This is a genomic window from Pseudomonas fluorescens (assembly GCF_018614775.1).
GTDB lineage: Bacteria > Pseudomonadota > Gammaproteobacteria > Pseudomonadales > Pseudomonadaceae > Aquipseudomonas > Aquipseudomonas fluorescens_BY.
Genome location: NZ_JAGGOF010000044.1, coordinates 128,335 through 150,185, shown reverse-complemented (window position 1 = coordinate 150,185; position 21,851 = coordinate 128,335). Strand labels below are relative to the sequence as shown.

15 protein-coding genes and 2 pseudogenes are annotated in these 21,851 nt (G+C 63.9%); 13 read left to right on the top strand and 4 right to left on the bottom strand.

All coding sequences use genetic code 11. The features are described from left to right. Positions 1–123 precede the first annotated feature (123 nt). Positions 124–2,124: a peptidase U32 family protein gene (locus J7E36_RS12335; protein ID WP_215003241.1), complete on the bottom strand. Its 2,001-nt coding sequence runs from the start codon at positions 2,122–2,124 to the stop codon at positions 124–126. 118 nt (positions 2,125–2,242) lie between these two features. Beyond that, a complete protein-coding gene (locus tag J7E36_RS12330; RefSeq protein WP_215003210.1) occupies positions 2,243–3,811 on the bottom strand; it encodes a sensor domain-containing diguanylate cyclase in 1,569 nt (522 codons plus the stop codon). Positions 3,812–3,904: 93 nt separating this feature from the next. Between J7E36_RS12330 and J7E36_RS12325 the strand changes: the two genes are divergently transcribed. The 5 genes from J7E36_RS12325 to J7E36_RS12305 all read left to right on the top strand — a co-directional run bounded on the left by J7E36_RS12325 (position 3,905) and on the right by J7E36_RS12305 (position 9,258). After that, a complete protein-coding gene (locus tag J7E36_RS12325; protein WP_215003208.1) occupies positions 3,905–4,363 on the top strand; it encodes a metallophosphoesterase family protein in 459 nt (152 codons plus the stop codon). A 196-nt stretch (positions 4,364–4,559) separates the two neighbouring features. Further along, complete coding sequence (locus tag J7E36_RS12320) at positions 4,560–5,519, top strand: helix-turn-helix domain-containing protein (protein WP_215003207.1); 960 nt, start codon at positions 4,560–4,562, stop codon at positions 5,517–5,519. 70 nt (positions 5,520–5,589) lie between these two features. After that, positions 5,590–6,522: a SphA family protein gene (locus J7E36_RS12315; protein ID WP_215003205.1), complete on the top strand. Its 933-nt coding sequence runs from the start codon at positions 5,590–5,592 to the stop codon at positions 6,520–6,522. 11 nt (positions 6,523–6,533) lie between these two features. Beyond that, on the top strand, positions 6,534–7,784 hold the full coding sequence (locus tag J7E36_RS12310) for an MFS transporter (protein WP_215003203.1): 1,251 nt from the start codon (positions 6,534–6,536) through the stop codon (positions 7,782–7,784). Positions 7,785–7,800: 16 nt separating this feature from the next. Beyond that, on the top strand, positions 7,801–9,258 hold the full coding sequence (locus J7E36_RS12305; protein ID WP_215003201.1) for an amidase: 1,458 nt from the start codon (positions 7,801–7,803) through the stop codon (positions 9,256–9,258). Positions 9,259–9,430: 172 nt separating this feature from the next. Here J7E36_RS12305 and J7E36_RS12300 read toward each other — a convergent pair whose 3' ends face one another. Further along, a complete protein-coding gene (locus tag J7E36_RS12300) occupies positions 9,431–10,918 on the bottom strand; it encodes an aldehyde dehydrogenase family protein (RefSeq protein ID WP_215003200.1) in 1,488 nt (495 codons plus the stop codon). A gap of 210 nt (positions 10,919–11,128) precedes the next feature. On the opposite strand from J7E36_RS12300, the pseudogene J7E36_RS25375 reads away from it, so the two are divergent. After that, a pseudogene (locus J7E36_RS25375) lies at positions 11,129–11,842 on the top strand (PAS domain-containing protein); the annotation flags it as partial. Beyond that, positions 11,819–12,082, top strand: a pseudogene (locus tag J7E36_RS25575) (methyl-accepting chemotaxis protein); the annotation flags it as partial. The pseudogenes J7E36_RS25375 and J7E36_RS25575, both read left to right, overlap by 24 nt. Positions 12,083–12,136: 54 nt before the next feature. On the opposite strand, the gene J7E36_RS12290 reads toward J7E36_RS25575, so the two are convergent. Then, positions 12,137–13,465, bottom strand: coding sequence for an alginate export family protein (locus J7E36_RS12290; RefSeq protein WP_215003196.1), 1,329 nt, complete (start codon positions 13,463–13,465; stop codon positions 12,137–12,139). 289 nt (positions 13,466–13,754) lie between these two features. Between J7E36_RS12290 and J7E36_RS12285 the strand changes: the two genes are divergently transcribed. The 6 genes from J7E36_RS12285 to J7E36_RS12260 all read left to right on the top strand — a co-directional run bounded on the left by J7E36_RS12285 (position 13,755) and on the right by J7E36_RS12260 (position 21,800). Continuing rightward, a complete protein-coding gene (locus tag J7E36_RS12285; RefSeq protein ID WP_215003194.1) occupies positions 13,755–15,254 on the top strand; it encodes an APC family permease in 1,500 nt (499 codons plus the stop codon). Beyond that, positions 15,199–15,819 (top strand): DUF3156 family protein, encoded by a 621-nt coding sequence (locus J7E36_RS12280; RefSeq protein ID WP_215003192.1) that lies wholly within the window; start codon positions 15,199–15,201, stop codon positions 15,817–15,819. Before J7E36_RS12285 ends, J7E36_RS12280 begins: the two co-directional genes overlap by 56 nt. Before the next feature lie 122 nt (positions 15,820–15,941). Further along, positions 15,942–16,904, top strand: a complete 963-nt coding sequence (feaR, locus tag J7E36_RS12275; protein ID WP_215003190.1) for a transcriptional regulator FeaR — start codon at positions 15,942–15,944, stop codon at positions 16,902–16,904. 459 nt (positions 16,905–17,363) lie between these two features. Continuing rightward, positions 17,364–19,085, top strand: a complete 1,722-nt coding sequence (locus J7E36_RS12270; RefSeq protein ID WP_215003188.1) for a type I secretion system permease/ATPase — start codon at positions 17,364–17,366, stop codon at positions 19,083–19,085. Further along, positions 19,078–20,448: an HlyD family type I secretion periplasmic adaptor subunit gene (locus J7E36_RS12265; RefSeq protein ID WP_215003186.1), complete on the top strand. Its 1,371-nt coding sequence runs from the start codon at positions 19,078–19,080 to the stop codon at positions 20,446–20,448. The genes J7E36_RS12270 and J7E36_RS12265 overlap by 8 nt, the downstream gene beginning before the upstream one ends. A gap of 2 nt (positions 20,449–20,450) precedes the next feature. After that, positions 20,451–21,800 (top strand): TolC family outer membrane protein, encoded by a 1,350-nt coding sequence (locus J7E36_RS12260; protein ID WP_215003183.1) that lies wholly within the window; start codon positions 20,451–20,453, stop codon positions 21,798–21,800. Positions 21,801–21,851 lie beyond the last annotated feature (51 nt).

The following is a 21,851-nucleotide window of genomic DNA, read 5'->3' as shown; positions in this document are numbered from 1 at the left end:
TGCAGGGAGGTTGAGAGGATGTCTGTTTGACGAAACAATCACTTACAACCTAACACCCTGAGGAAATTGCCGCAAAACCAAATGTGGGAGCGAGCTGCTCCCACATGGAATGGCGGTGTTTACTCAGTGCGGTGCGCGGGGAATGGTCTTGAGCAGGTCTTCGGGGCTGATGTGGCCGACGACCGGCTGGGCGGTACTGCCCGGCAATGGCAGGTCAAGGATGTGGCCCTTGATCTTGCCCACGACGTGCATCTCGCAGGGCTTGCAGTCGAACTTCAGCGTCAGCACTTCATCGCCATGGATCAGTTGCATCGGCGCGACCTTGGTGCGCACGCCGGTGACGCCCTTGGCCTGCTTGGGGCAGAGGTTGAACGAGAAGCGCAGGCAGTGCTTGGTGATCATCACCGGCACTTCACCGGTCTCCTCGTGGGCCTCGAAAGCCGCGTCGATCAATTTCACGCCGTGGCGATGATAGAAATCACGGGCCTTCTGGTTATAGACGTTGGCCAGGAACGACAGATGCGACTCGGGGTACACCGGCGTCGGACTGGTCTCGGCCTTGCGGCCACCGCGTGGGTGGGCTTTGATGCGGGCGGTGGTCAGGGTTTCGATGGCTTCGCGGCGCAGCGCCTTGAGCTGCGAGTTGGGAATGAAGAACGCCTGGGGCGCATCCAGCTCGATCGAAGTGGCGTGGTACTCGGTGGTGCCCAGCTGGCCGAGCAGGTCGTGCAATTGCTCCAGGGCCTGTTCCGGCTTGTTGGCCACGCCGAACGGTCCGTCCAGGGCAACGCTGGCGTGGATGCCTTCTTCGCTGGTGGCGGTCAGTTCCAGGCGCTCTTCGCGCAGGCGCGCGATCCAGGCCAGGCCGACACGGCGCTCGGATGAGGTCTTGAGCAGCGCTTGCTGCCAGTTGTGGTCCAGGTTACGGCTCAACGGGTGGTTGGGGCGCAACTGATACATGCCGGCCGGCATCTCATTGGGCTCGACCCGATAGCGGTAGCGCTTCTGGCCTTCCTCTTCGAACTCGCCCTTGGGCTCGGCGATGTTAGCGCGGAAACCCACGACTTCACGCTTGACCAGCACGTTGAGGCCGTCGCCGTTGGACAGTGGATCAGACGTCACGACCTGCATGTCGCGCTTGCCGACTTTTTCCACCACGCCCACCGGCACGCCGGTGAAGGTCGGGGAATCGAAGGCACCGATGTCGATCTTGCGGTCGCTGACGAAGTAGTCGGTGCTGCCCCGATGGAAGGTCTTTTCCGGGTCAGGCACGAAGAAGTGCGCGGTGCGGCCGCTGGACGCGCGGGCCAGGTCCGGGCGGTCTTCGAGGACATCGTCCAGGCGCTGGCGGTAATAGGCGGTGATGTTCTTCACGTAGCCCATGTCCTTGTAGCGTCCTTCGATCTTGAACGAACGCACGCCGGCTTCCACCAGGGCGCGGATGTTGGCGCTCTGGTTGTTGTCCTTCATCGACAGCAGGTGTTTTTCGTAGGCAACCACCCGGCCCTGGTCGTCCTTGAGGGTGTAAGGTAGGCGGCAGGCCTGGGAGCAGTCGCCACGGTTGGCGCTGCGGCCGTTCTGCGCGTGGGAGATGTTGCACTGGCCGGAAAAGGCCACGCACAGCGCACCGTGGATAAAGAACTCGATGGTCGCATCGGTCTCGTCGGCGATGGCGCGGATTTCCTGCAGGTTCAGCTCACGGGCCAATACCAGTTGCGAGAAGCCGGCCTGATCGAGGAATTTCGCCCGCGCCAGGGTGCGGATGTCGGTCTGGGTGCTGGCGTGCAGCTCGATCGGGGGGATGTCCAGTTCCATCACCCCGAGGTCCTGGACGATCAGCGCATCGACACCCGCGTCGTACAGCTGGTGGATCAACTGGCGGGCCGGCTCCAGCTCGTTGTCGTGCAGGATGGTGTTGATCGTGGTGAACACACGGGCGTGGTAGCGATGGGCGAACTCCACCAACTGGGCAATATCGCCCACCTCGTTGCAGGCGTTGTGACGTGCGCCGAAACTCGGGCCACCGATGTACACGGCGTCAGCGCCATGGAGGATGGCCTCGCGGGCGATGGTCACGTCGCGGGCGGGGCTGAGCAATTCCAGATGATGTTTGGGCAAGGACATGTGTTTTTTAGTCAGGCTGGTCACGGTCGAAGCGGGCATTGTAGCCGCCAGGCGCCTTGCCGGCACCTGTGGACTTGAGTTTGCCCGCTGCGGACCGATACACGGCGCTGCGCAAGCGTCAGCCCTGCGTTGCGCCGGCACTGCACCAGCGGTTGCGCCCGGTGTTCTTGGCCAGGTACAGGAAGGCGTCGGCGGCTTTGATCAGCATCGCCGGTGTCACGTCCTCGGTGCCCGGCTGGCAGGTGGTGATGCCCGCGCTGGCGGTGACCAGTCCCAATGGATGGTCGCCATGTTCGATGTTCAGCGCCCTGATCGACTCCAGGATTTCCTGGGCGATCTTGGCCGCCCCGGCGCTGTCGGTGTTGGGTAGCAGCACGGTGAACTCTTCACCGCCGTACCTGACGGCCAGGTCGCCTGGCCGCTTGATGGTGATCTGGATCGCCCCGGCAATCGCACGCAGGCACTCGTCACCGACGGCGTGGCCGTACTTGTCATTGAAGCGCTTGAAGTAGTCGACGTCGAGCATGATCAACGCCAGGGACGAACCCTGGCGCTTGGCCAGGCGAAGCTCGTCGGCCAACGCGATGTCCAGGCGCCGGCGGTTGCCCAGTCCGGTCAGGCTGTCGGTCAGCGCCATGTCCCGCATGGTCTGGTGGGCGCTGCGAATCTGCTTCTCCATGGTCATCCGGTAACGCAACTGGCTCAGGACGATCAGCCCGAAGCCCACGAGGATCACGATCAGGAAGATCAGTACGAAGCCGGTCTTGAACAGGTCGCGACGCCAGGGCGCGATGATGGATTCGCGGGACAGGCCGGCTTCCACCACCAGTGGGTAGGTGGTCAAGGCCCGGTAGCCGTACAGCCGCTCCGTGTCATCGATGACGGCCTTGGCCTCGGCCACGCCCTGGTTCGAGGTGGGCAGGAAATCCTTGAAGATCACGCTGTTGACCAGACTCTTGCCGACCACCGAGGCGACAAAGGGCCGGCGCACCAGGATCGTCCCTTTGCGCGTGGCCAGGACCAGGGCGCCTTTGTCGTCGATTTTGAAATCGCCATAATAGTCGACGAAATAGCTGACCTTGACCGTCCCCAGCATCACGCCGGCGAAGGAACCATCAGGGTTGTTCAGGCGCCGTGAGATCGGGATGATCAGGTCGTTGGTGGATCGGCTGCGGATCACCTCGCCGATGCGCACGTTACGATCCTCGTGGGTGCGGTGATACTGGAAATAGTCACGGTCGGCGTTGTTGACAGGTTCCGGGATCACGTCCTTGTCCGTCACCACCCATTGACCGTCGGAGCCATAGATAAACAGGCCGTGCAACTGCGGCATGATGGCGGATTGCTGCACCAACAGCTTGTGGATGCGTGGGATATCGATGTTTTGCAGCCCGTCACCTTCCACTCGCTCGGCGAGTGCGGCAGTCACCACATCCACTTGTCGGATGGTGTCTTCGGCGTGCTGCGCCGTCGCTCGCGCCAGGTTCGTCACCGAATCGCGCGCAGCGGAAAAGGCGGCGCGGTAGTCACGCCATGTCCGCCAGCCTTCCACGGCCAGGAACGCGATCACCACCACCAGCATGAAACTCACGGTGAGCCGCAGTGCGGCTCCGGTCCGCGCAGCCTGGGGAGAAAAGGCCTCATCAGAGCTGTCCAGCTTTGGCTCCGGCCGTTTGCGTCCGAGCATCGATATTTCCTTTTTACGACGGGTCTGCGCATTTATTGGCGCGAAGCCTATCTTATTCGAATTCAACACGGTAATCGTTGCGAGGGAGCCTACATGAAAGTCGGCGTCATATCCGATACCCACGGACTGCTCCGCCCAGAGGCACTGGCTGCCCTGGAGGGTTGTGAACAGATCATCCATGCCGGCGACATCGGTGCCCGGCATATCCTCGATCAACTGGCGGCCATCGCCCCGCTGCACGTGGTGCGCGGCAACAACGACCTGGGCGCCGGGTGGGCGGGGCACCTGGCGGATCACCTGCAGTTGGATCTCTATGGCTGGTCGGTGCTGCTGGTCCATGACATCGCCGATGTGCCGCCGCTTCTCGACCCGAGCGTGAAGCTGGTCATCACTGGCCACTCCCACAGGCCGGGCATCGAGTGGCGCGGGGAGCGGCTGTACCTGAACCCTGGCAGCGCCGGTCGCCGGCGTTTCAAGCTGCCGGTAACGCTGGCGTTGCTGGAGATCAGTGCCGGGGGAATCGAGCCGCGGATCGTGCGGTTGTTGGAGTGACGAATGTTTCTCCATGTTTGTCGTGCCGGCATTGTCGACCTCATCCGCTTATCGCGAGCAAGCTTTGCTCCCACAGGTCTTCGTTTCAGGGCAATTATCCGTTTTCGGCACGATCACTCGCCGTACCGGGGGGGCGGAATGAAATTTGCCTGACCTTTGGGTCATAAACCCTGGAAATTCGCTGAAGGTCGGTTCAATGAACAACGACGACATGGCGCAACCGATCAATCGATTCCGCACTCGCGATATTGACGAGCATGCCCGGAACATGGGGGGCTGGCAGGTCAGCTACGATCAGTTGACCCCCGGCCGCTTTGAAGGCGAGCTGATCGAGTTCCGGTCGGACTGGATGCAACTGGTTCGCGACCGCTCTAACCAGGCCATGACCAAGCGCGGCAGAGCCTGGGAAGGCGCGATCACGTTCAGTGTGCCGCTGAGTGCAAACGGGCCGGTTTTCTGCTCCGGCCATCCCATCCTCGACCCCAGCCTGTTGGTTGCCCGGGGGCACGACCTGCCGGAACTGCGCACGCCCCAGCACCTCGACCTGCTCGGTATCGCTGTCGACGAACGCGCGCTTGAGCATGTGTTGGAACGCCAGGGAAGTCGTTTTCGAATTACCGATCTTCCCAAGTGTTACCGCCTCGGTGACTCGACCTTGCCGGCCGAATTGGCGGCGCTGTTCGATGAGCTTGAAGGGGGCGAGCAGGGGCGTGCGTCCCTGCTGGGGTACGAGTCGATCCGCCGGGGCCTGCGTGACACAGTGATGTTGCACGTCCTGGAGCTGGTGGCGCCGGACCAGGCGCCGCCGCTCAATCCCACGGCGCGCAAACGCATGGTCGATCGCGCCCGGGAGTACGCCATGGCCCATGTCGATGAGCCGCTGTCGATTCTCGACCTGTGCAACCACATCGGCGCCAGCCGGCGAAAGCTGCAGTATTGCTTCCAGGAAACCCTGGGCATCAACCCGGTGGCCTATTTGCGGGCGTTGCGTCTCAATGCCGTGCGCCGCGAGCTGCGCGATGCCGACCAGGCCCTGGGGGTACAGGACGTGGCGGCGCGCTGGGGATTCTGGCATTTGAGCCGGTTTTCCAGCGACTATCGGACCCTGTTTGGCGAAACACCCTCGCAAACCCTGCGCCGCACGCATCTGTGCTGAAAACGGATAACGGCTGACGCGCCTGCTCCCTAGGATGACCTCACCACCACTGGGTCGGAAGGGGCATTCGATGAATCAGAACAAGAAAACCAACAGCTTGCGTTGCACCTGCTTCGGCTTGGGCATGATCGGCCTGTGTGCTGCCGTCCAGGCCACGGAAAACGGCGCGCCGACCACGGCGGTCGGGGTCTACGATTTCGGCGCTGGCATGATGCCGCCGGCCACACCGTTCGGGACCGTCGGCCTGCGCACGGCGTTCTACTCGGCCAACGTGCAGAAAGATCGCCACGGCAACGCGCTGGACAACCGCTTCTCCCTGGACGTGCTGTCCATTGGCGTGGCCTACATGCGCATGACCGATTACACGGTGCTGGGCGCCAAGTATGGTTTCGGCGCCGTGGTGCCGTTCTTCCAGATGGACGCCTCGGTGCGGGTGCAGACGCCTGTCGGCCCGCTGGACCTGGAAGCCGATCCGTTTCGCTTGGCCGATATCCAGGTGCTGCCGGTGATCCTGCAATGGACGCTGTCACCGAACCTGTTCGTCAATGCCCAGTTCCAGGTCCAGGCGCCCACCGGTGACTACGACAAGAATCGCTTGATTTCACCGGGGCTCAACCACTGGACGTTCTCTCCGATCCTCAACGCCACGTACATCTCCGACAGCGGTTTCGAGGTGTCTTCCAGTTTCGAAGCCGACATCAACACCCGTAACGAGGCCACCGACTACAAGAGTGGCGTCGAGTACCGTCATGAATTCGCCGTGGGCCAGCACGTCGGGCCGTGGACCGTGGGGATGGGCGGCTACTACTACCGCCAGTTCACCGATGACGATGCGCCAGGGCTGGAATCGGGCAACCGCGCGCGGGTCATGGCCGTCGGGCCGGCGGTGAACTACTTCAAGCCCGGGATGCCACCGGTGTGGTTGCACGTCTACAAGGAGTTCGACGCGCGCAATCGCGCCGAGGGCTATACCGCCGCGTTGCGTATTTCTCAGAGTTTCTGAAGGGGCCCGTCATGAACCAATCAAGTTCCGTTTCAACGGCCGCGGCGCGTCAGGCCGGCGGGCGTGAAGGGCTGGTGCTGATGCTCGGCAGCAGCTTGACCATCATGGGCTCGGTGATGGTTGCGCCGATCCTGCCCAGGCTCGGCGCCGAATTCGGCCCGGTGGAACCGCGTGCCGACCTGCTGGTGCCGTTGGCGGTCACCGGGCCGGCCCTGGCGATTGCGCTGTGCGCCCCGTTGGCCGGCTGGCTGGCCGACCGGGTCGGGCGCAAAGCCCTGCTGGTGATCGCCACGTTGCTCTACGCCGTACTTGGCGCACTGCCGGCGCTGCTCGATAGCCTGCCGTCGATTGTTGGCGTGCGGCTGCTGTTCGGCTGCACCGAAGCGGCGGTCATGACCTGTTGCGCCACGCTGATCGCCGACTACTGGCACGGCGAGGAGCGTTTGCGCTACGTCAATCGCCAGGTGGTGACCATCGGCCTGGTAGGGGCGCTGTTCTTCGTGGTGGGCGGGGCGCTCGGCGAGCACTCGTGGCGTTCGCCGTTCCTGTTGTACCTGCTGCCGCTGTTACTGGTGCCGGCGATGATGAAAGTGCTGTGGGAGCCGCCGGTGACCAGGCGGCATCTCGTCGCGCAGTCGGTTGTCGAGCCGGACCCGGCCAAGGTCGCGGTGCTGCAACTGATGGTTGGCTACCTGATGATCCTGGGCGGCATGGTCCTGACCTTCGTCGTGCCGATCCAGGCGCCGATGCTGTTGGTCAGCCTGGGCATCACCTCCAGCACGATGATCGGCATGGCGGCGGGGCTGAGTCTGTTGGCCACCTTGGGCGGTTCGTTGATGTGGCCGCTGCTGCGCCGACGCTTCGCAATCGCCGGTTGCAACGCCCTGTTGCTGGGCCTGATCGGCCTGGGGCTCTGGTTGCTGATGCGCGCGCAGAGCTACAACGCCGTGCTGGTGGCGGTGGTCATCCAGGGCCTGGGTTCAGGGTTGCTGGTGCCCAACGTCATGGCCCCGGTGATGAACGCGTTGACCTCGACCACCCGTGGTCGGGGCTTGGGCGGATTCACATCGAGCCTGTACATCGGCCAGTTCGTCAGTCCGCTGGTGGTGGCCTTCGTCGGCAGCTTCGCCGGGGATCTGCGTCAGTCCATCCAGTGGCTGGCCTTCGCCGGTTTTATCGCGGCCTTGCTCTGGGTGGTCGTGGGCCTGCGCACGCGCGGCCAGGGTCAGTCGACTTCCGTCGGAACACGTCAATCGTCATGAAACAAGGAATTTGAACATGGGTATGCATGACATCCACCAATTGATGGACCACGAAGACGGCACAGCGCTGGCCGAGTGGGTCAGGCGGGGCGAGGTCAGCCCCGGCGAACTGCTGGAAACGGCCATCGAACGCCTTGAACAGGTCGAGCCGCAACTCAATGCGGTGGCCGAGCGGCTGTATGATTCGGCGCGGGACGCGGCCCGGACGGCGCAGGTGGGGCAGGGCCTGTTTGCCGGCGTGCCGACATTGATCAAGGACCTGTTTTCACCGGTCGCCGGTGCGGCGATGACCAACGGCTCGCGCGCCCTGGGGGACTTTCGGGCGGACGTCGAATCGGAAGTCGTCACGCGCCTGCGGCGGGCGGGCTGCCAGGTGATGGGCACCAGTACCTCGCCGGAATTCGGCACGTCCTATTCGACCGAATCCACGCGCTTCGGCGCCACGCGCAACCCCTGGAAAACCGGCCACAGCGCTGGCGGCTCCAGCGGTGGCGCGGCGGCGCTGGTGGCGGCCCGCGTGGTGCCGTTCGCCCATGGCAACGATGGCGGCGGTTCGCTCCGCGTGCCGGCGTCGTGCTGCGGCGTGTTCGGCTTCAAGCCCAGCCGTGGCTTGTTGCCTTCGGGACCGATGGTGGGCGAAGGCTGGGCTGGGATGGGCACGCCCCATGCGATCACCTTGTCGGTGCGCGACAGCGCGGCGTTGCTGGACGCCACCGCTGGCATCGACCTGGGCGCGCCCTACGCCGCACCGGTGCAGGCACTGCCTTATGTGACGGCGGTGCAACGGGACCCGGGGCCGTTGCGCATTGCCCTGGTCGAGCAGCTCGGCCCTTGGCCGACATCGCCGCAGAGCCTCCAGGCCGTCGGCGAGGCAGCGCGGTTGTGCGAGTCCCTGGGGCACCGTGTCGAACCGGTGAGCCTGCCGGTGGCGTTGCCGGAATTCCTTGACCAGGTGTTCACTATCATTGGCGCCGGCACCCGTCACTATGTCGACTTATTGGGGCAGATGCGTGGGTTTGCCGTGCAGGCGGAGGAGCTGGAAGTGCGCACGCGGATCATCCTGCGGGACAAGGGCCACGTCAGCGGCGCCCAGTACGCCGCCGCGGTGGAATGGATTCATGCCCTGGGTCGGCAACTGGCAATGTTCATGCAGGATTACGATGTGATCCTGAGCCCGGTGCTGACCCGCGAACCTGTGCCGATCGGTGAGCTGCACCTTCAGGATGTGTGCATGAGCCTTGAGCAACTGATCGAGCGATACCACAGCTATTCGCCGTTCACGGCGCTGTTCAATGCCAGTGGCCAGCCCGCGATGTCGGTCCCGTTGTCCTGGAGCGCCAACGGCCTGCCGATGGGTGCACACTTTGCCGGTCGCTTCGGCGAGGAAAGCACCTTGCTGGCCCTGGCCGCACAGCTGGAGCGAGCCCAGCCATGGCGCGGCCGGGTGCCGCCGGTCAACGCCCGGCGTGGCTGAACAGCGCCGGTAAACCCACCCCGACACAAACCGTGGGAGTGGGCTTGCTCGCGAAGCTGGTGGATCAGTCAACACCCTATCGACTGACATGACGCCATCGCGAGCAAGCTCGACTCCCCACAGGTATCGGGGCGTCCATAAATATCGAGTACACCCACAGTGGCACTGCTGATCAGTAGCGGATCATCACCGATTTCAACTCGGTGTAGTCTTCAATGAAGGCGCTGCCGAATTCCCTGCCTATCCCTGAAGACTTGCTACCGCCAAAGGGGACGGCCGGGTCGAGCAGAGTGTGCATGTTGACCCAGACCGTGCCGGCTTCGATGGCCGGCACCATGCGCAGTGCCTTGCCCAGGTCGTTGGTCCAAAGGCTGGCGCTGAGGCCGTAGGGCGTGTCGTTCATCAGTTCCAGCAGTTCCTCCTCGGTGTCGTAGGGAAAGAAGGTTGCGATCGGGCCGAAGGTTTCTTCGTGGAGCAGGGCATCGTCGCGGCGGTTGGCGAGGATGATCGTTGGCTCGACGTAGCAGCCAGGCCCCTCGATCAGTTTGCCGCCATGGACGATGGTGTTGTTCTGTGCCCGGGCCTTGGCGAAGAACTCGCCGAGTTTTTGCTGATGCTGGCGGTTGGTGACCGGGCCGAACTCGGTGCGTTCGTCCAGCGGCGAGCCGATGTTGAGTTGGCCCAGCCGCCGGGCCAGTTTGTTCATGATCGGTTCGATCTGCGAGCGATGGACAAAGAACCGTTCCGCCGCCGCGCAGATTTGCCCCGAGTGCAGGAAACCGGCTTCGATGATGCCGTTGACCGCCACCTGCGGATCGATATCGCGCAGGAACCCCGCCGCATTCTTCCCACCCAGTTCCAGGGTCGCCCGGGTCAGCCCGGCGCCCATGGCCGCCTGGCCTACGGCGAGGCCGGTCGGCACGGAGCCGGTGAACGAAACCTTGTGGGTGCCGGGGTGCTCGATCAACCCTTTGCCCACCTGGCCGCCACCGGTCAATACGTTCAACGCACCAGCCGGCAGACCCGCCTCAATCGCCAGCTCGGCAATGCGCAGGATGGTCAGCGGCGTGAACTCGCTGGGTTTGATGATGACGCTGCAGCCAGTCACCAGCGCCGACGCCAATTTCCAGATGGCAATCATGGTGGAGAAATTCCACGGCACGATGCCGACCACCACCCCGACCGGTTCGCGCAGGGTGAACGCGGTGTAGCGCTCACCGGCGAAGGAGGGCAGTGACGGGGTGATCGTCTCGCCGCTGATTTTGGTGGCCCAACCGGCGTAGTAACGCAGGAAGTGCGCTGCCTGGTCGACCTCGAAGGCGCGGGAGATGTGGATGATTTTTCCCGACTGGCAGGTTTCGATCTGCGCCAGTTCCTCGCGGTGCTGCTCCAGCAGGTCTGCCAGTTTGAGCAACACGTGGCCCCGGACTGCCGGTGCCATCCGGGACCACTGCCTGAAGCCGCGCCGGGACGATTCCACCGCCGCATCGATATCAGCGGGGTTGGCATCGCTGACTTGGGCGATGACTTGGCCGGTAGCCGGGTTGATGACGTCCAGCGTCTGGCTGCTCTGGCTTTCGACGCAGCGACCGTCGATGAACAGTGCGTGGCATCGGCCGAGAAAGGCTTCGACCTGGGGCAGCAGGGCAATATCGCTCATGAGTGTTTCCTGATCGCGAACAAGGGAAAGCCCCGAGGGTAATCGCCCCCGGGCGCTGCGGCTTGACTGTGCCTGCCGCGGCGTATGTCTGTGCCTGCCAATGGCTGAAGCTGGCAGCCGGGAGCAAAGCCCCTTGCAGCCAGGAACAAGCCAGCGGGACCGGTTTGCGGTCAGATCAGTGTTTCGACTTGATGGGCAAAGGAGCGGGCGATGTTTCCTCAGACCAAAAAACAGAAGCTGGTGTTGATCACCCAGGTGCAGCGCGTGCTGGCCGGCGACACCGACGACGCAGCGGTGCTCGACGGGTACCCACGGCTGCACGCCTGCCTGGCCCAGCACGCTCGACAAATGGCGAGTGCCACCGAGCGTTGTCGTCAGGTCGAAAAGCAGTTGGAGGAACACACTGCCCGGTTGCAGCAGGACGAACGCGAACTGGAGACGCTGCGTCAGCAACTGGAGCAAGCCCTAGGGCGCGAACAGCGGCTGGAAGCCCAACGGGGTCAACACCATCAGCAGCTACAGCAATACCGTCAGGAAGCGCAGATCTGGGAGTTGCTGCAATCGACCCTGACCGAGGGCTGCTGGGACATCACCGTGGTCAACGGCGACCTCCAGCATCCGGCCAGCAGCATGCGTTTCTCCAGCCAGTTCCGCGCGCTGCTGGGCTATGGGGCGGACGAACTGCCCGACGGTTGGGACGCCCAGGTCGGCATCACTCACCCGGACGACCTGCCAAAGATCATGGCGATCTTTGACCGCGAGGTCCTTGGCGCCCAGGGCTGCGGCGAATACGTCTTCGAGTACCGCATGCGCCACAAGAGCCGCGATTACATCTGGTGCCGTGAACGCGGACGCGCGGTGCGTGATGCACACGGGCGACTGGTCCGCGTGATCGGCGCGGTGCGTGACATCAGCGATGAGCGCTCGGCCCAGGCCACCCACCAGCGCATGCTGGAGCAGAACCAGGTGACCTACGCCCAGATCGCCACGGTGGTCGGGGTGATCAAGGGCATCGCCGACCAGACCAACCTGCTGGCCTTGAACGCGGCGATTGAAGCCGCTAGGGCAGGCGAAGTCGGGCGCGGTTTCTCGGTGGTCGCCGACGAGGTGCGCAAACTGGCGCAAAGCACCCGCCAGGCAACGCACCAGATCCAGACGATGCTGCATCAGCATAAACAGTGACGACGTGGGAGCCGCAGCTGGCCGCTCCCGACACATTCAGAACGGCACCGCCACCACCACCTGGCTGTAGACGTTGGTGCCGCTGCCACCGACCTGATTGCCGCCGCTGTTCTCACCCTTTTCCGGCGTGTAAAGGCCTAGCAGGGGCGTGATGATCAGGTGCTCGCTCACGGCCCATTCCACATACAGGTCCAGCTCGCGGCCGTCGAGGTTCAGCGCCTCGCGGGTGTGCAGGGTCTTGTAGCCGAAGAGCAGTGCGCCGAGGCTCACGCTGTCCGTCGGCTTGAGCTTGAGGCCGATGTGCTGGATGGCGGTGTTGCTGTTGAACGGGCCGGCATAGTTGCCGGCCCCTTCACCCTGGAACCAGGTGCCGTAGCCACGGCTGAGGCCGTTGAACATCGAATCCCAATCCTGCGAATAGCGGCTGTAGCGGTAGGTCAGGTCCGGCGTCCACGGCAGGTCGGCGAAGGTGTAGCCGGCTTCGGTGTACCAGGCTTTCTGCGCGCCAGCGTCCTTGTCCTGCCAGGCGTATTCGAAGGCGAAGTGGGCGTTCTCGATGCCGGCGGAGCCGCTGCCGCGCAAGCTGTAGATGTCCATGCCTTCGCGCTGCTTCTGGAAGTCGCTGGCGTAGTGGTCATCGATGTCGATGCCGTGGACGTAGGTCAGACCGAGGGTGCCGGGTGCGCGGGTGTATTCCAGGGTGCCGGCGGCCATTTCAGTGTTGGCCTGGGCGCGGTTGTCGGACTTGATCCACATCAGGCTGCCGTGCACACCATCCTTTGCGCCCAGACGCAGCACGGCGGTCTCGTCGAAGGCATGGCGGGCCGCCAGGTAATAAGCGCCGCCGCGATTGAACTCGCCGTCCGCCGGGCCTTTGCCCAGGTTCAAGCCATCGTCGTTGATGATGAAACCATCGCCGAGGGTGATCACCTGGCGCCCGTAGGAGAGGTCGATGCCATCCTTGCCCAGCACCGGGAACAGGTCCCCCGAGCGCCAGCCGGCAAAGGCTTCATCGAACTTCGTGGTGCGTTCGGAGCCGTCGCTCAGGCCCGCCGGATCGCCATCGCCCCAGGTGCCGGAGCTGACCAGGTTGGCCGTGCCGTAGACGTTGCCCATGCCGGCGAGTGTCTGGTCGATACTCAGGCCATACTTGATAAAGCCTTCTCGCCAACTTGAACCGCCGGAGGCGGCGTCGTAGTTCTTGCGGCTGTTGAACAGTCCGTAGACCGCCAGGAAGTTACCGGTGACAGTGGTGTCCTGGTCGGCGTACAGCGCATAGGCCTGGGCCGACGAATCGTCGATCAGCAGGGCGATCCCCAGGCCGATGGCGTTGCGCAGCGACGGTGTATGGCGTGTGTGCTCCATGGTGTTTCCCCCAGTGTGATAGGACGGCTGAGCGCGCATTAAGGGGAGCTGGACGCGGGGAAGTCTTTCATCTGGCTGCCATGCAATTGATCCAGTCCGCCAGGTGGCGGGTGCTGGCAGGCAGCAACAAGACCGGCGGCAGACATGGGCAAGACGCCTGTTACGGGGCGGCGCACAGTGAGGCTGCACGCAACGCCGTTTCGATCAGGGACTGGCTGGGGGGCTTGAATGCCGGCTCCTGGACGGCAGTGGCATCCCTACTAAAAATCGCTTTTCGAGGATCTGCACCATGTCGATCAATGACCGGCTCACCGCGCACTTGAACCGGGGTACGGTGGGCTTCCCCACCGCCCTGGCCAGCACCATTGGCCTGATCATGGCCAGCCCGGTGATTCTCACCGCGACCATGGGCTTCGGTATCGGCGGCAGCGCCTTCGCCGTGGCGATGCTGATTGCCGTGGTGATGATGCTGGCCCAGGCGACCACGTTCGCCGAGGCCGCGTCGATCCTGCCCACCACCGGTTCGGTGTATGACTACATCAACTGTGGCATGGGGCGCTTCTTCGCGATCACCGGCACGCTGTCGGCCTACCTGATTGTGCATGTGTTTGCCGGTACCGCCGAAACGATTCTTTCAGGGGTCATGGCGCTGGTGAACTTCGAACACCTGAATACCCTGGCCGAGTCCGCCGGTGGCTCCTGGTTGCTGGGGGTCGGGTTCGTCATCGTCTTCGGCATCCTCAATGCCTTCGGCGTCAGCGCCTTCGGACGCGCCGAGATCATCCTGACCTTCGGCATGTGGACGACGCTGATGGTGTTCGGCGTGCTGGGCTTGATCGCCGCGCCGGCGGTGCAACTGGAAGGCTGGTTCGGCGTCTCGCTGGTGGGCACCGACCTGATCACCATCCTGTCGTTGGTGGGCATGGCGATGTTCATGTTCGTCGGTTGCGAGTTCGTGACGCCATTGGCGCCGGACCTGCGCAACTCGGCCAAAGTCATGCCCAAGGCGATGATCCTGGGATTGTTGAGTGTCGCCTCGTGCATGTTCATCTACGGCGCGGCGATGAAGCGCCAGGTGGAAAATGTGCTGCTGGATACCGCCAGTGGCGTGCACTTGCTGGACACACCGATGGCGATCCCACGCTTCGCCGAACAGGTGATGGGTGATATCGGCCCGCTGTGGCTGGGAATCGGTTTTCTGTTTGCCGGCGCGGCGACCATCAATACGCTGATGGCCGGCGTGCCTCGGATTCTCTACGGGATGGCGGTGGACGGCGCGCTGCCAAAGGTCTTCACCTACCTGCACCCGCGCTTCAAGACGCCGCTGCTGTGCATCCTGGTGGCGGCGCTGATTCCGTGCCTGCATGCGCTGTGGCTCGGCGGCAATACCGACAACATCATGCACCTGGTGCTGGCGGCGGTGTGTGCCTGGAGCTTTGCCTATCTGCTGGTCACCGTGTCGGTGGTCAGCCTGCGGATTCGCCGTCCCGACCTGCCACGGGCCTATCGTTCACCGTGGTTCCCGTTGCCGCAGCTCCTGTCCAGCGTCGGCATCGTGTTGGGCATGTGGTTCATCACGCCACCGGGCATGAACCCGGCGGACATCTACATTCCTTTCGCGGTGATGCTCGGTGGCACCGCGGCGTACGCCCTGTTCTGGACCCTGGTGGTGCAGAAGGTCAATCCATTCAAGCCGGCGTCGGTGGAAGACGTGCTGGCCAAGGAGTTCTCCCATGAGCCAGGGCAACCTGTCGATGCGTTTGATGACCGTGCTGCAGAAACTGTCTGAGCTGTTCAGCGCCCGACGCGCCCCGGCCGGTTATCGGCCCGGGGTGACTCTGGAGCACTTGCGACGCAACCTCGGGTTGGCGCGATTCGAGTCGTCGGCGCCGGCGCTGGCGACCGTTGTCACGGATGACGGCGGCCTGCAGCTGGAGATTGTCGAACGCACCGAGTCGCAGTTGCTGATGCACCTGGTGCTGACCGAATTCGTGCTGCACGTGCCCGCTTCGACGCAGGGCACGGCACGCCTGGAACTGCACCACGGCGGGGCCATTCGGCGCAGCGGCATTCATTGTCGCCAGCGCAGTGGGGACACGCCGCTGGCGACCCGGCTACAGGCGGCCGTGGAACAGGATCCCGGGTTGTATCAAGCGCTCATGCCGCTGGACTTCAAGCGCTTGCGCATCGACCTCCAAGGGCAACAGTGGTGCGTGCGCCTGGAGCACATGGGTGGCAGCGAAGTGGTCAATCGCATGCCGGCCTTTCGTCGCTACATTCCCCTCGACCGCGAGCAGCGCGCTGCCTTGCTGACGACCTTGAGCGGCTTGCAACGGGTACTGGGCAACCTCTGATCCTGTTGTGTGCCCTGGCATCAATCCTGCTACTGCTCTGGCGATCAGGTACTTGTTGCGTGCATATAGATAACATGTTAACTATTGCCGCACAAAAACAATAAGCCACCGCGGAGAGCGCCATGAGCATGCAACAGGTTGGGCAAGACGGGCTGGAATCCTGGAACCGGGATCTGCGCGCCACTTGTGGGCATTTCGAGACGGAACTGGCCTTCAATCGTGCGTTGTTCATCGGCCAGGTCTCGAATTTCTGCCGCGCCGGCCTGTCCCTGTCGAACCTGCGCACCAATGCCGGTTCCATCAAGCGTCATACACCCAATCCGGATCACGACGATGACCAGGATTGCTTGCTGGTCAGCCAGCGCAGTGGCTACTGCCGCATCACCCAAAACGGATCGAGCATCCAGTTGGCCCCTGGCGAACTGTTATTGATGGATTCGGCGGGCGCATTGGAGATCAGCCCGTTCGGCCTGATCGAGCACGCCGTGCTGTCCTTGTCCCGCCATGAGGTGTCGCGGCAGCTGGGTGGAGAGAGCAAGACCTTTGGCAAGATCTCTTCGAGCAAAGCCTGCGGGCGGATGTTGCATGTGCTGATGGACCAGCTGTGCAAGGACACGCCGGAGGGCGAGGGGGTCGCGGGCGAGGGTGAGGCCTTGCAGAGTGCCTTTGTTTCGCTGCTGGGTTCGGCGCTGGAACACACCACCGATCCCCGCGACGATGGCGCGGCGCTCCAGGGCAGCCATCTGCGCAGCTATGTGCAGAAGGTCATCGATGAGTCCCTGACCCAGCCCGGCCTCAGCCCGGTGGGCCTGGCCAATCGCCTGAACATCTCGGTGCGGCACCTGTACCGTTTGTTCGAAGAACAGGATGACAGCGTCTGCCGCTACATCCAGCGGGCCCGGCTCAAGCGCAGTGCCGACGACCTGACCAATCCGTTCCTGCGGGACGAGTCCATCACCTCGATCGCCTACAAGTGGGGCTTCACCGACTCGGCCCACTTCAGCCGTTCGTTCAAGAAGCACTTCGAACTGTCGCCCAAGGATTTCCGCTCCAGCCATCTGCAACAGGCGCAGGGGGTGGCCTGAAGGGCTGGCGCGGTGAAGAGGGTGGTGTTGATCCACCGCTATCGCGCATGCGCTGGATGCTGCCTCGGCAGAGCGTCTGGCGGATCTTTCCCATGGGGCTGTTTGCGTGGCTGACCTTGGCTGGTCAGCGTGCCCGTCGGCCCGCTTACCTCGGCTAGCCAGGCGCCTGGTTTTTCCTGGTTGGCGCCGGCTTGCTGGCGCCAACAAATCCACTCCGCAAGCCCGTTCGAGGCCTGGAAACCCGGGGCTCGCAGCGCGGCACCTCCGCCTGTCACCCACCGCAAAAACCCAGCCCGGCGAACCGGCACTAACCCGTGCCGGCGTTGTCAGTTATTGGCGCCTGTAGCGACGAGGATCGTCACTGATAGCGGCACGGCAATGTTTCTCCAATGCCTTCGGGCAGAAAGCTCGCGATGGATTGCGTCTTGGACCGACTCTTTCTTTTGCGGGCAACATTCTATGGGTTTGCTTCTCGATCCGCGTCATGACATCGATGCCGCTTTATTGAGCTATCGCCGGGTGTTCTGGTCGCTGGCATTGTTCAGTGGTGTGATCAATCTGCTGGTGTTGGTACCGTCGTTGTACATGATGCAGGTGTACGACCGGGTGCTCACCAGTCGCAACGAAACCACGCTGTTCATGCTGACCTTGATCGCCCTGGGCCTGTTCATGTTCAGTGCGCTGATCGAGTGGGTGCGCGGCGAGGTGATGATCCGCATGAGCGCCGGACTGGACGATGCTCTCGGCGAGCGGATTTTCGACGCAGCCTTCGCCCGCAGCCTGCGCGAGCACAACGCCAACCCGGCCCAGGTGCTCACTGATCTGACCACCTTGCGGCAGTTGATCACCGGCCAGGGCCTGATCGCCCTGCTTGATGCACCGTGGTTGCCGATTTTCCTGCTGGTAGCGTTCATTTTTCACCCCTGGTTTGGTGTGCTGACGCTGGTCCTCGCCCTGGTGCTGGTCGGCCTGGCGCTGTGGGGCGAACTGGCGACGCGCACGCGCCTGGGCGAGGCCAATCGGTTGGGCGTGCAATCGTCGATCTACGTCAACAGCACGTTGCACAATGCCGAAGTCATCCAGGCCCTGGGCATGCTCGGGCCGTTGCGCCAACGCTGGAGCCTGTTGCAGCAACGCATCATTGCCGCCCAGGCCCACGCCAGCGATCGCGGTGCGCGGATCACGTCGGCAACGCGTTTCGTGCGCATCTCGGGCCAGTCTCTGTCCCTGGGCCTGGGGGCGCTGCTGGTGCTCGAAGGCCAGTTGTCGGCGGGCATGATGATTGCGATGTCGCTGTTGCTGGGACGGGCCCTGGCGCCGGTGGAAATCGCCATCGGTTCGTGGAAGCAGTTCAACGCCGGGCGCCAGAGTTACCAACGCCTGAGCCAGCTGCTGGCCCAGCATCCGCGCGAACGCCTGCGCATGCCGTTGCCGCCACCCACCGGTGCAGTGCGTCTGGAACAACTTTACGTCGGTCCGCCCGGCGCCACGCAACCGATCCTGCGCGGCATCAACTTCAGCCTGGCGAAAGGCGATGTGCTGGCCGTGGTCGGCCCCAGTGCCAGCGGCAAGTCGACGCTGGCCCGGGCGCTGGTCGGGGTATGGCCGGCCATGGGTGGGTCGGTGCGCCTGGACGACGCCGAGATCAGCCAGTGGACCCATGACGCTTTGGGCCCGCACCTCGGCTACCTGCCCCAGGACATCGAATTGTTCGACGGCAGTGTGGCCGACAACATCGCCCGTTTCGGCGAGCAGGACGCCGACAAGATCATCGCCGCCGGGCGCCATGCTGGCATTCACGAGATGATCCTGCGGTTCCCCAAGGGCTACGACACGCCGCTGGGCCCCGGCGGGCTGGGCTTGTCGGGCGGACAGAAGCAACGCCTCGGCCTGGCTCGCGCGCTCTACGGACGCCCGTCGCTGATCGTGCTCGACGAGCCCAACTCCAACCTTGATGAAGCCGGCGAGCTGGCGCTGGTGCAGGCAATCAATGCGCTCAAGGCTGCGGGCAGTACCGTGGTGCTGATTACCCATCGGCCGAATGTGCTGGCGGTGGTTGATCACATCCTCGTGCTCAAGGACGGTACGCAACAGGCGTTCGGTCCGCGGGACCGGGTGCTCAAGGCGTTGATGCCAGGGCCGCGGCCGGCAGCAGTCAGGGAGGCGGGCAAAGATGCGTGATCTGACGCCTGGCGCGCAAACCTACAGTGAACAGGGGCTGAGTGTACTCGGCAGCGCAAAGCCACCCAGCGCCAGCACCGACGCCGGAGGCGCGGCACGCTATGGCGTGGGCTTTCTGGTCCTGGCCCTGGGCGGCTTCCTGCTCTGGGCCTGCCTGGCACCGCTCGACCAAGGCGTGGTGGGCAGCGGCACCGTGGTGGTGGCGGGCGAACGCAAGGCCGTGCAGTCGCTGGTCGGCGGTGTGGTGGAAAAGCTGCTGGTCAGCGACGGTGATCGTGTCACCCAGGGACAATTGCTGGTGCAGCTCAATACTGTGCAGGCGCAATCGCAACTGGACGTGACCCTGGGCAAGTTGCTCAACGATCGCAGCATCGAGGCCCGGTTGATCGCCGAGCGCCTGGGCAATGCCGAGATCCAGTGGCCCGAAGAACTGCTCGCGCGCGCCGACGAGCCGCGGGTCAAGGCATCCATGGCATTGCAGAGCCAGCTGTTCCTGACCCGCCGCGCCGAGCTGGGCAGCCGCTTGCAGATCATCGAGCACGAGGCAGCGGCGTTGCAGCAGCAGTTGCTCGGCTACGAAGGCGTCAAGCGTAACTACGACGCGCAGATGCGCTTCCAGCAGCAGGAACTCGAAGGGCTGCGTGACCTGGCCCGTGAGGGCTACGTGCCGCGCAACAAGCTCTTCGAGGCCGAACGTAATGCGGCGCAGCTGGCGGGGCAGATCGCCTCGGGTGTGGGTGATGTTGGCCGGACCCGCCAGGCGATCAACGAAAGCCGGCTCAAGGCGTTGCAGGCGCAGCAAGAGTTCCGCCGCGATGCCGAAACCCAGCTCAGTGAAGTCTCCGCTGAAGCAGCGGGGTACGCTGATCAGATCCGCGCCTTGCAGTTTGAAGTCGACAATGGCGCAATCCGTGCGCCGGCGTCCGGACAGGTCATGGACGTGAGCATCCACACGGTCGGAGGGGTCGCGCAGGCCGGGCAGACCCTGATGCAGGTGGTGCCGTTGGATGCGCCGATGGCAATCACTGCCCGTTTCGAACCGTTGATGGCGAATAAACTGCGTCCGGGTTTGCCGGTGCACGTGCATTTCACCGCGCTGCAGCGGGTGGACACGCCGACGGTCACCGGCACGGTGAAGACGGTGTCGGCGGACCAGTTGATCAATGAGCAGACGCACCAGCCGTACTTCTCGGCCAAGGTCGAGATTCCCGCCGACACCGTGGCGGCGTTGCAGGGCGCCGGATTGCTGGTACGCCCGGGGATGCTCGCCGATGTGACGGTGGTGACGGGCGAACGCACCCTGATGAACTACCTGATGAAGCCTTTGCGCGAACGCTTGCTGGCGGCCTTCAAGGAGGAATGAACATGACCGACCGTCACCGTTACAGCGTCCGGGTACTGCTGAGCCTGTGCACCGGTTGGGCGGCGATCAGCCCCGCCTGGGCGGCCGAGGGTGGCCTGAGCCTGACTGCTGCGTACGATGCCTCGCGGCTCAACGACCCAACCGTGCAATCCGCCGCCCACGCCTTCGATGCTTCCAGGCATGAGGAGGCGATCGGTCGGGGCGGTCTCTACCCGCAGGTGTCATTGACGTCACGCTACGGCTACGGTGGGCGCACGGATGGCGGCGACGACCGCAGCTACGTCAACAGTAACGATTACCAGGCGAACAGCGTCACCCTGGCGGCGCAACAGCCGCTGTACGACAAGGGGCGTTGGGCGGCCTACCAGGAGGGCAAGGCGCGCGGGCAACTGGGTGTCCAGGTGTTCGATGTGGCCGGCCAGACCCTGTATGACCGGGTCGCCAAGGGCTATTTCGACGTGGCGCGGGCCGAGAACGAAATCAAGTTGATTGCCCAGCAGAAGGCGGCCATCAATGGCTTGGTCATCCAGAGTAAAAAGCTTTATCAGGGCGGCCAGGGCGCGATCACCGATATCGATGAAGCCCAGGCACGGCTCGACCTGGTCGATGCCCAGGAAACCGAAGCCCAGGCTCGCCGGGTGGCGGCGTTGCGGGCCTTGTCCGGCCGGGCCAGCGTGCCGATCGATGACATCCAACCGATGCGTGAAGAACTGGCCGCTGGCAGCCCGATTCCACCGGAACAGGATTTGCCGTACTGGACAGCGATTGCCCGCGACGCCAGCCCCGAACTGGCCGCCCGGCTGGCGGCGGTAAAAGTCGCCGAGGCCCAGGCCGACAGCCAGCGCGCCGGGCACTATCCGACCTTGTCGCTGACCACCCAACTGACCCGCCGGGAAACCCGTCAGTACCAGGAACTCGACCCGCGCCAGGATTCCTATTACGTCGGCGTGCAACTGGATATCCCGTTGTACCGTGGCGGCGCGGTGCGTGCTTCGGTGGCGAAGGCCGAGGCGCAGCTGGCCGGTGCCCAGTCCGATTATGACGTGCAGCGTCAACAACTGGCCGAGGACATCGAGACCGATTACCTGGGCGTCGTGGCCGGGTTCGCCAAGAGCAAGGCGATGCAGCGGGCGGTGGAGTCCAATCAGCGCGCATTGGCCTCGACCGAGAAGGGCTTCCAGGGCGGCGTGCGCTCCACCGTGGACATCCTCGATGCCCAGCAGCGGGTATTCCAGGCGCGTCGAGACTTGCTCAACACCAAGCTCGACATGTTGCAAAGCTATGTGAGTCTGCACACCCACACCGGCCAGATGAACCGCGCGGTACTGGAGCAGGTGCAAAGCCTGTTTTGAGAGACGGGTGTTGAACCTGACTCTGCGGCACTCCCACATTTTTTGCAGGTG

Coding starts and splice junctions, on each gene's coding strand:
- J7E36_RS12310 (WP_215003203.1), top strand. CDS start 6,534: ATGAACCAATCAAGTTCCGTTTCAACGGCCGCGGCGCGTCAGGCCGGC.
- J7E36_RS12315 (WP_215003205.1), top strand. CDS start 5,590: ATGAATCAGAACAAGAAAACCAACAGCTTGCGTTGCACCTGCTTCGGC.
- J7E36_RS12320 (WP_215003207.1), top strand. CDS start 4,560: ATGAACAACGACGACATGGCGCAACCGATCAATCGATTCCGCACTCGC.
- J7E36_RS12290 (WP_215003196.1), bottom strand. CDS start 13,465: ATGGAGCACACACGCCATACACCGTCGCTGCGCAACGCCATCGGCCTG.
- J7E36_RS12325 (WP_215003208.1), top strand. CDS start 3,905: ATGAAAGTCGGCGTCATATCCGATACCCACGGACTGCTCCGCCCAGAG.
- J7E36_RS12305 (WP_215003201.1), top strand. CDS start 7,801: ATGGGTATGCATGACATCCACCAATTGATGGACCACGAAGACGGCACA.
- J7E36_RS12270 (WP_215003188.1), top strand. CDS start 17,364: ATGGGTTTGCTTCTCGATCCGCGTCATGACATCGATGCCGCTTTATTG.
- J7E36_RS12300 (WP_215003200.1), bottom strand. CDS start 10,918: ATGAGCGATATTGCCCTGCTGCCCCAGGTCGAAGCCTTTCTCGGCCGA.
- J7E36_RS12265 (WP_215003186.1), top strand. CDS start 19,078: ATGCGTGATCTGACGCCTGGCGCGCAAACCTACAGTGAACAGGGGCTG.
- J7E36_RS12335 (WP_215003241.1), bottom strand. CDS start 2,124: ATGTCCTTGCCCAAACATCATCTGGAATTGCTCAGCCCCGCCCGCGAC.
- J7E36_RS12280 (WP_215003192.1), top strand. CDS start 15,199: ATGAGCCAGGGCAACCTGTCGATGCGTTTGATGACCGTGCTGCAGAAA.
- J7E36_RS12260 (WP_215003183.1), top strand. CDS start 20,451: ATGACCGACCGTCACCGTTACAGCGTCCGGGTACTGCTGAGCCTGTGC.
- J7E36_RS12285 (WP_215003194.1), top strand. CDS start 13,755: ATGTCGATCAATGACCGGCTCACCGCGCACTTGAACCGGGGTACGGTG.
- J7E36_RS12330 (WP_215003210.1), bottom strand. CDS start 3,811: ATGCTCGGACGCAAACGGCCGGAGCCAAAGCTGGACAGCTCTGATGAG.
- feaR (WP_215003190.1), top strand. CDS start 15,942: ATGAGCATGCAACAGGTTGGGCAAGACGGGCTGGAATCCTGGAACCGG.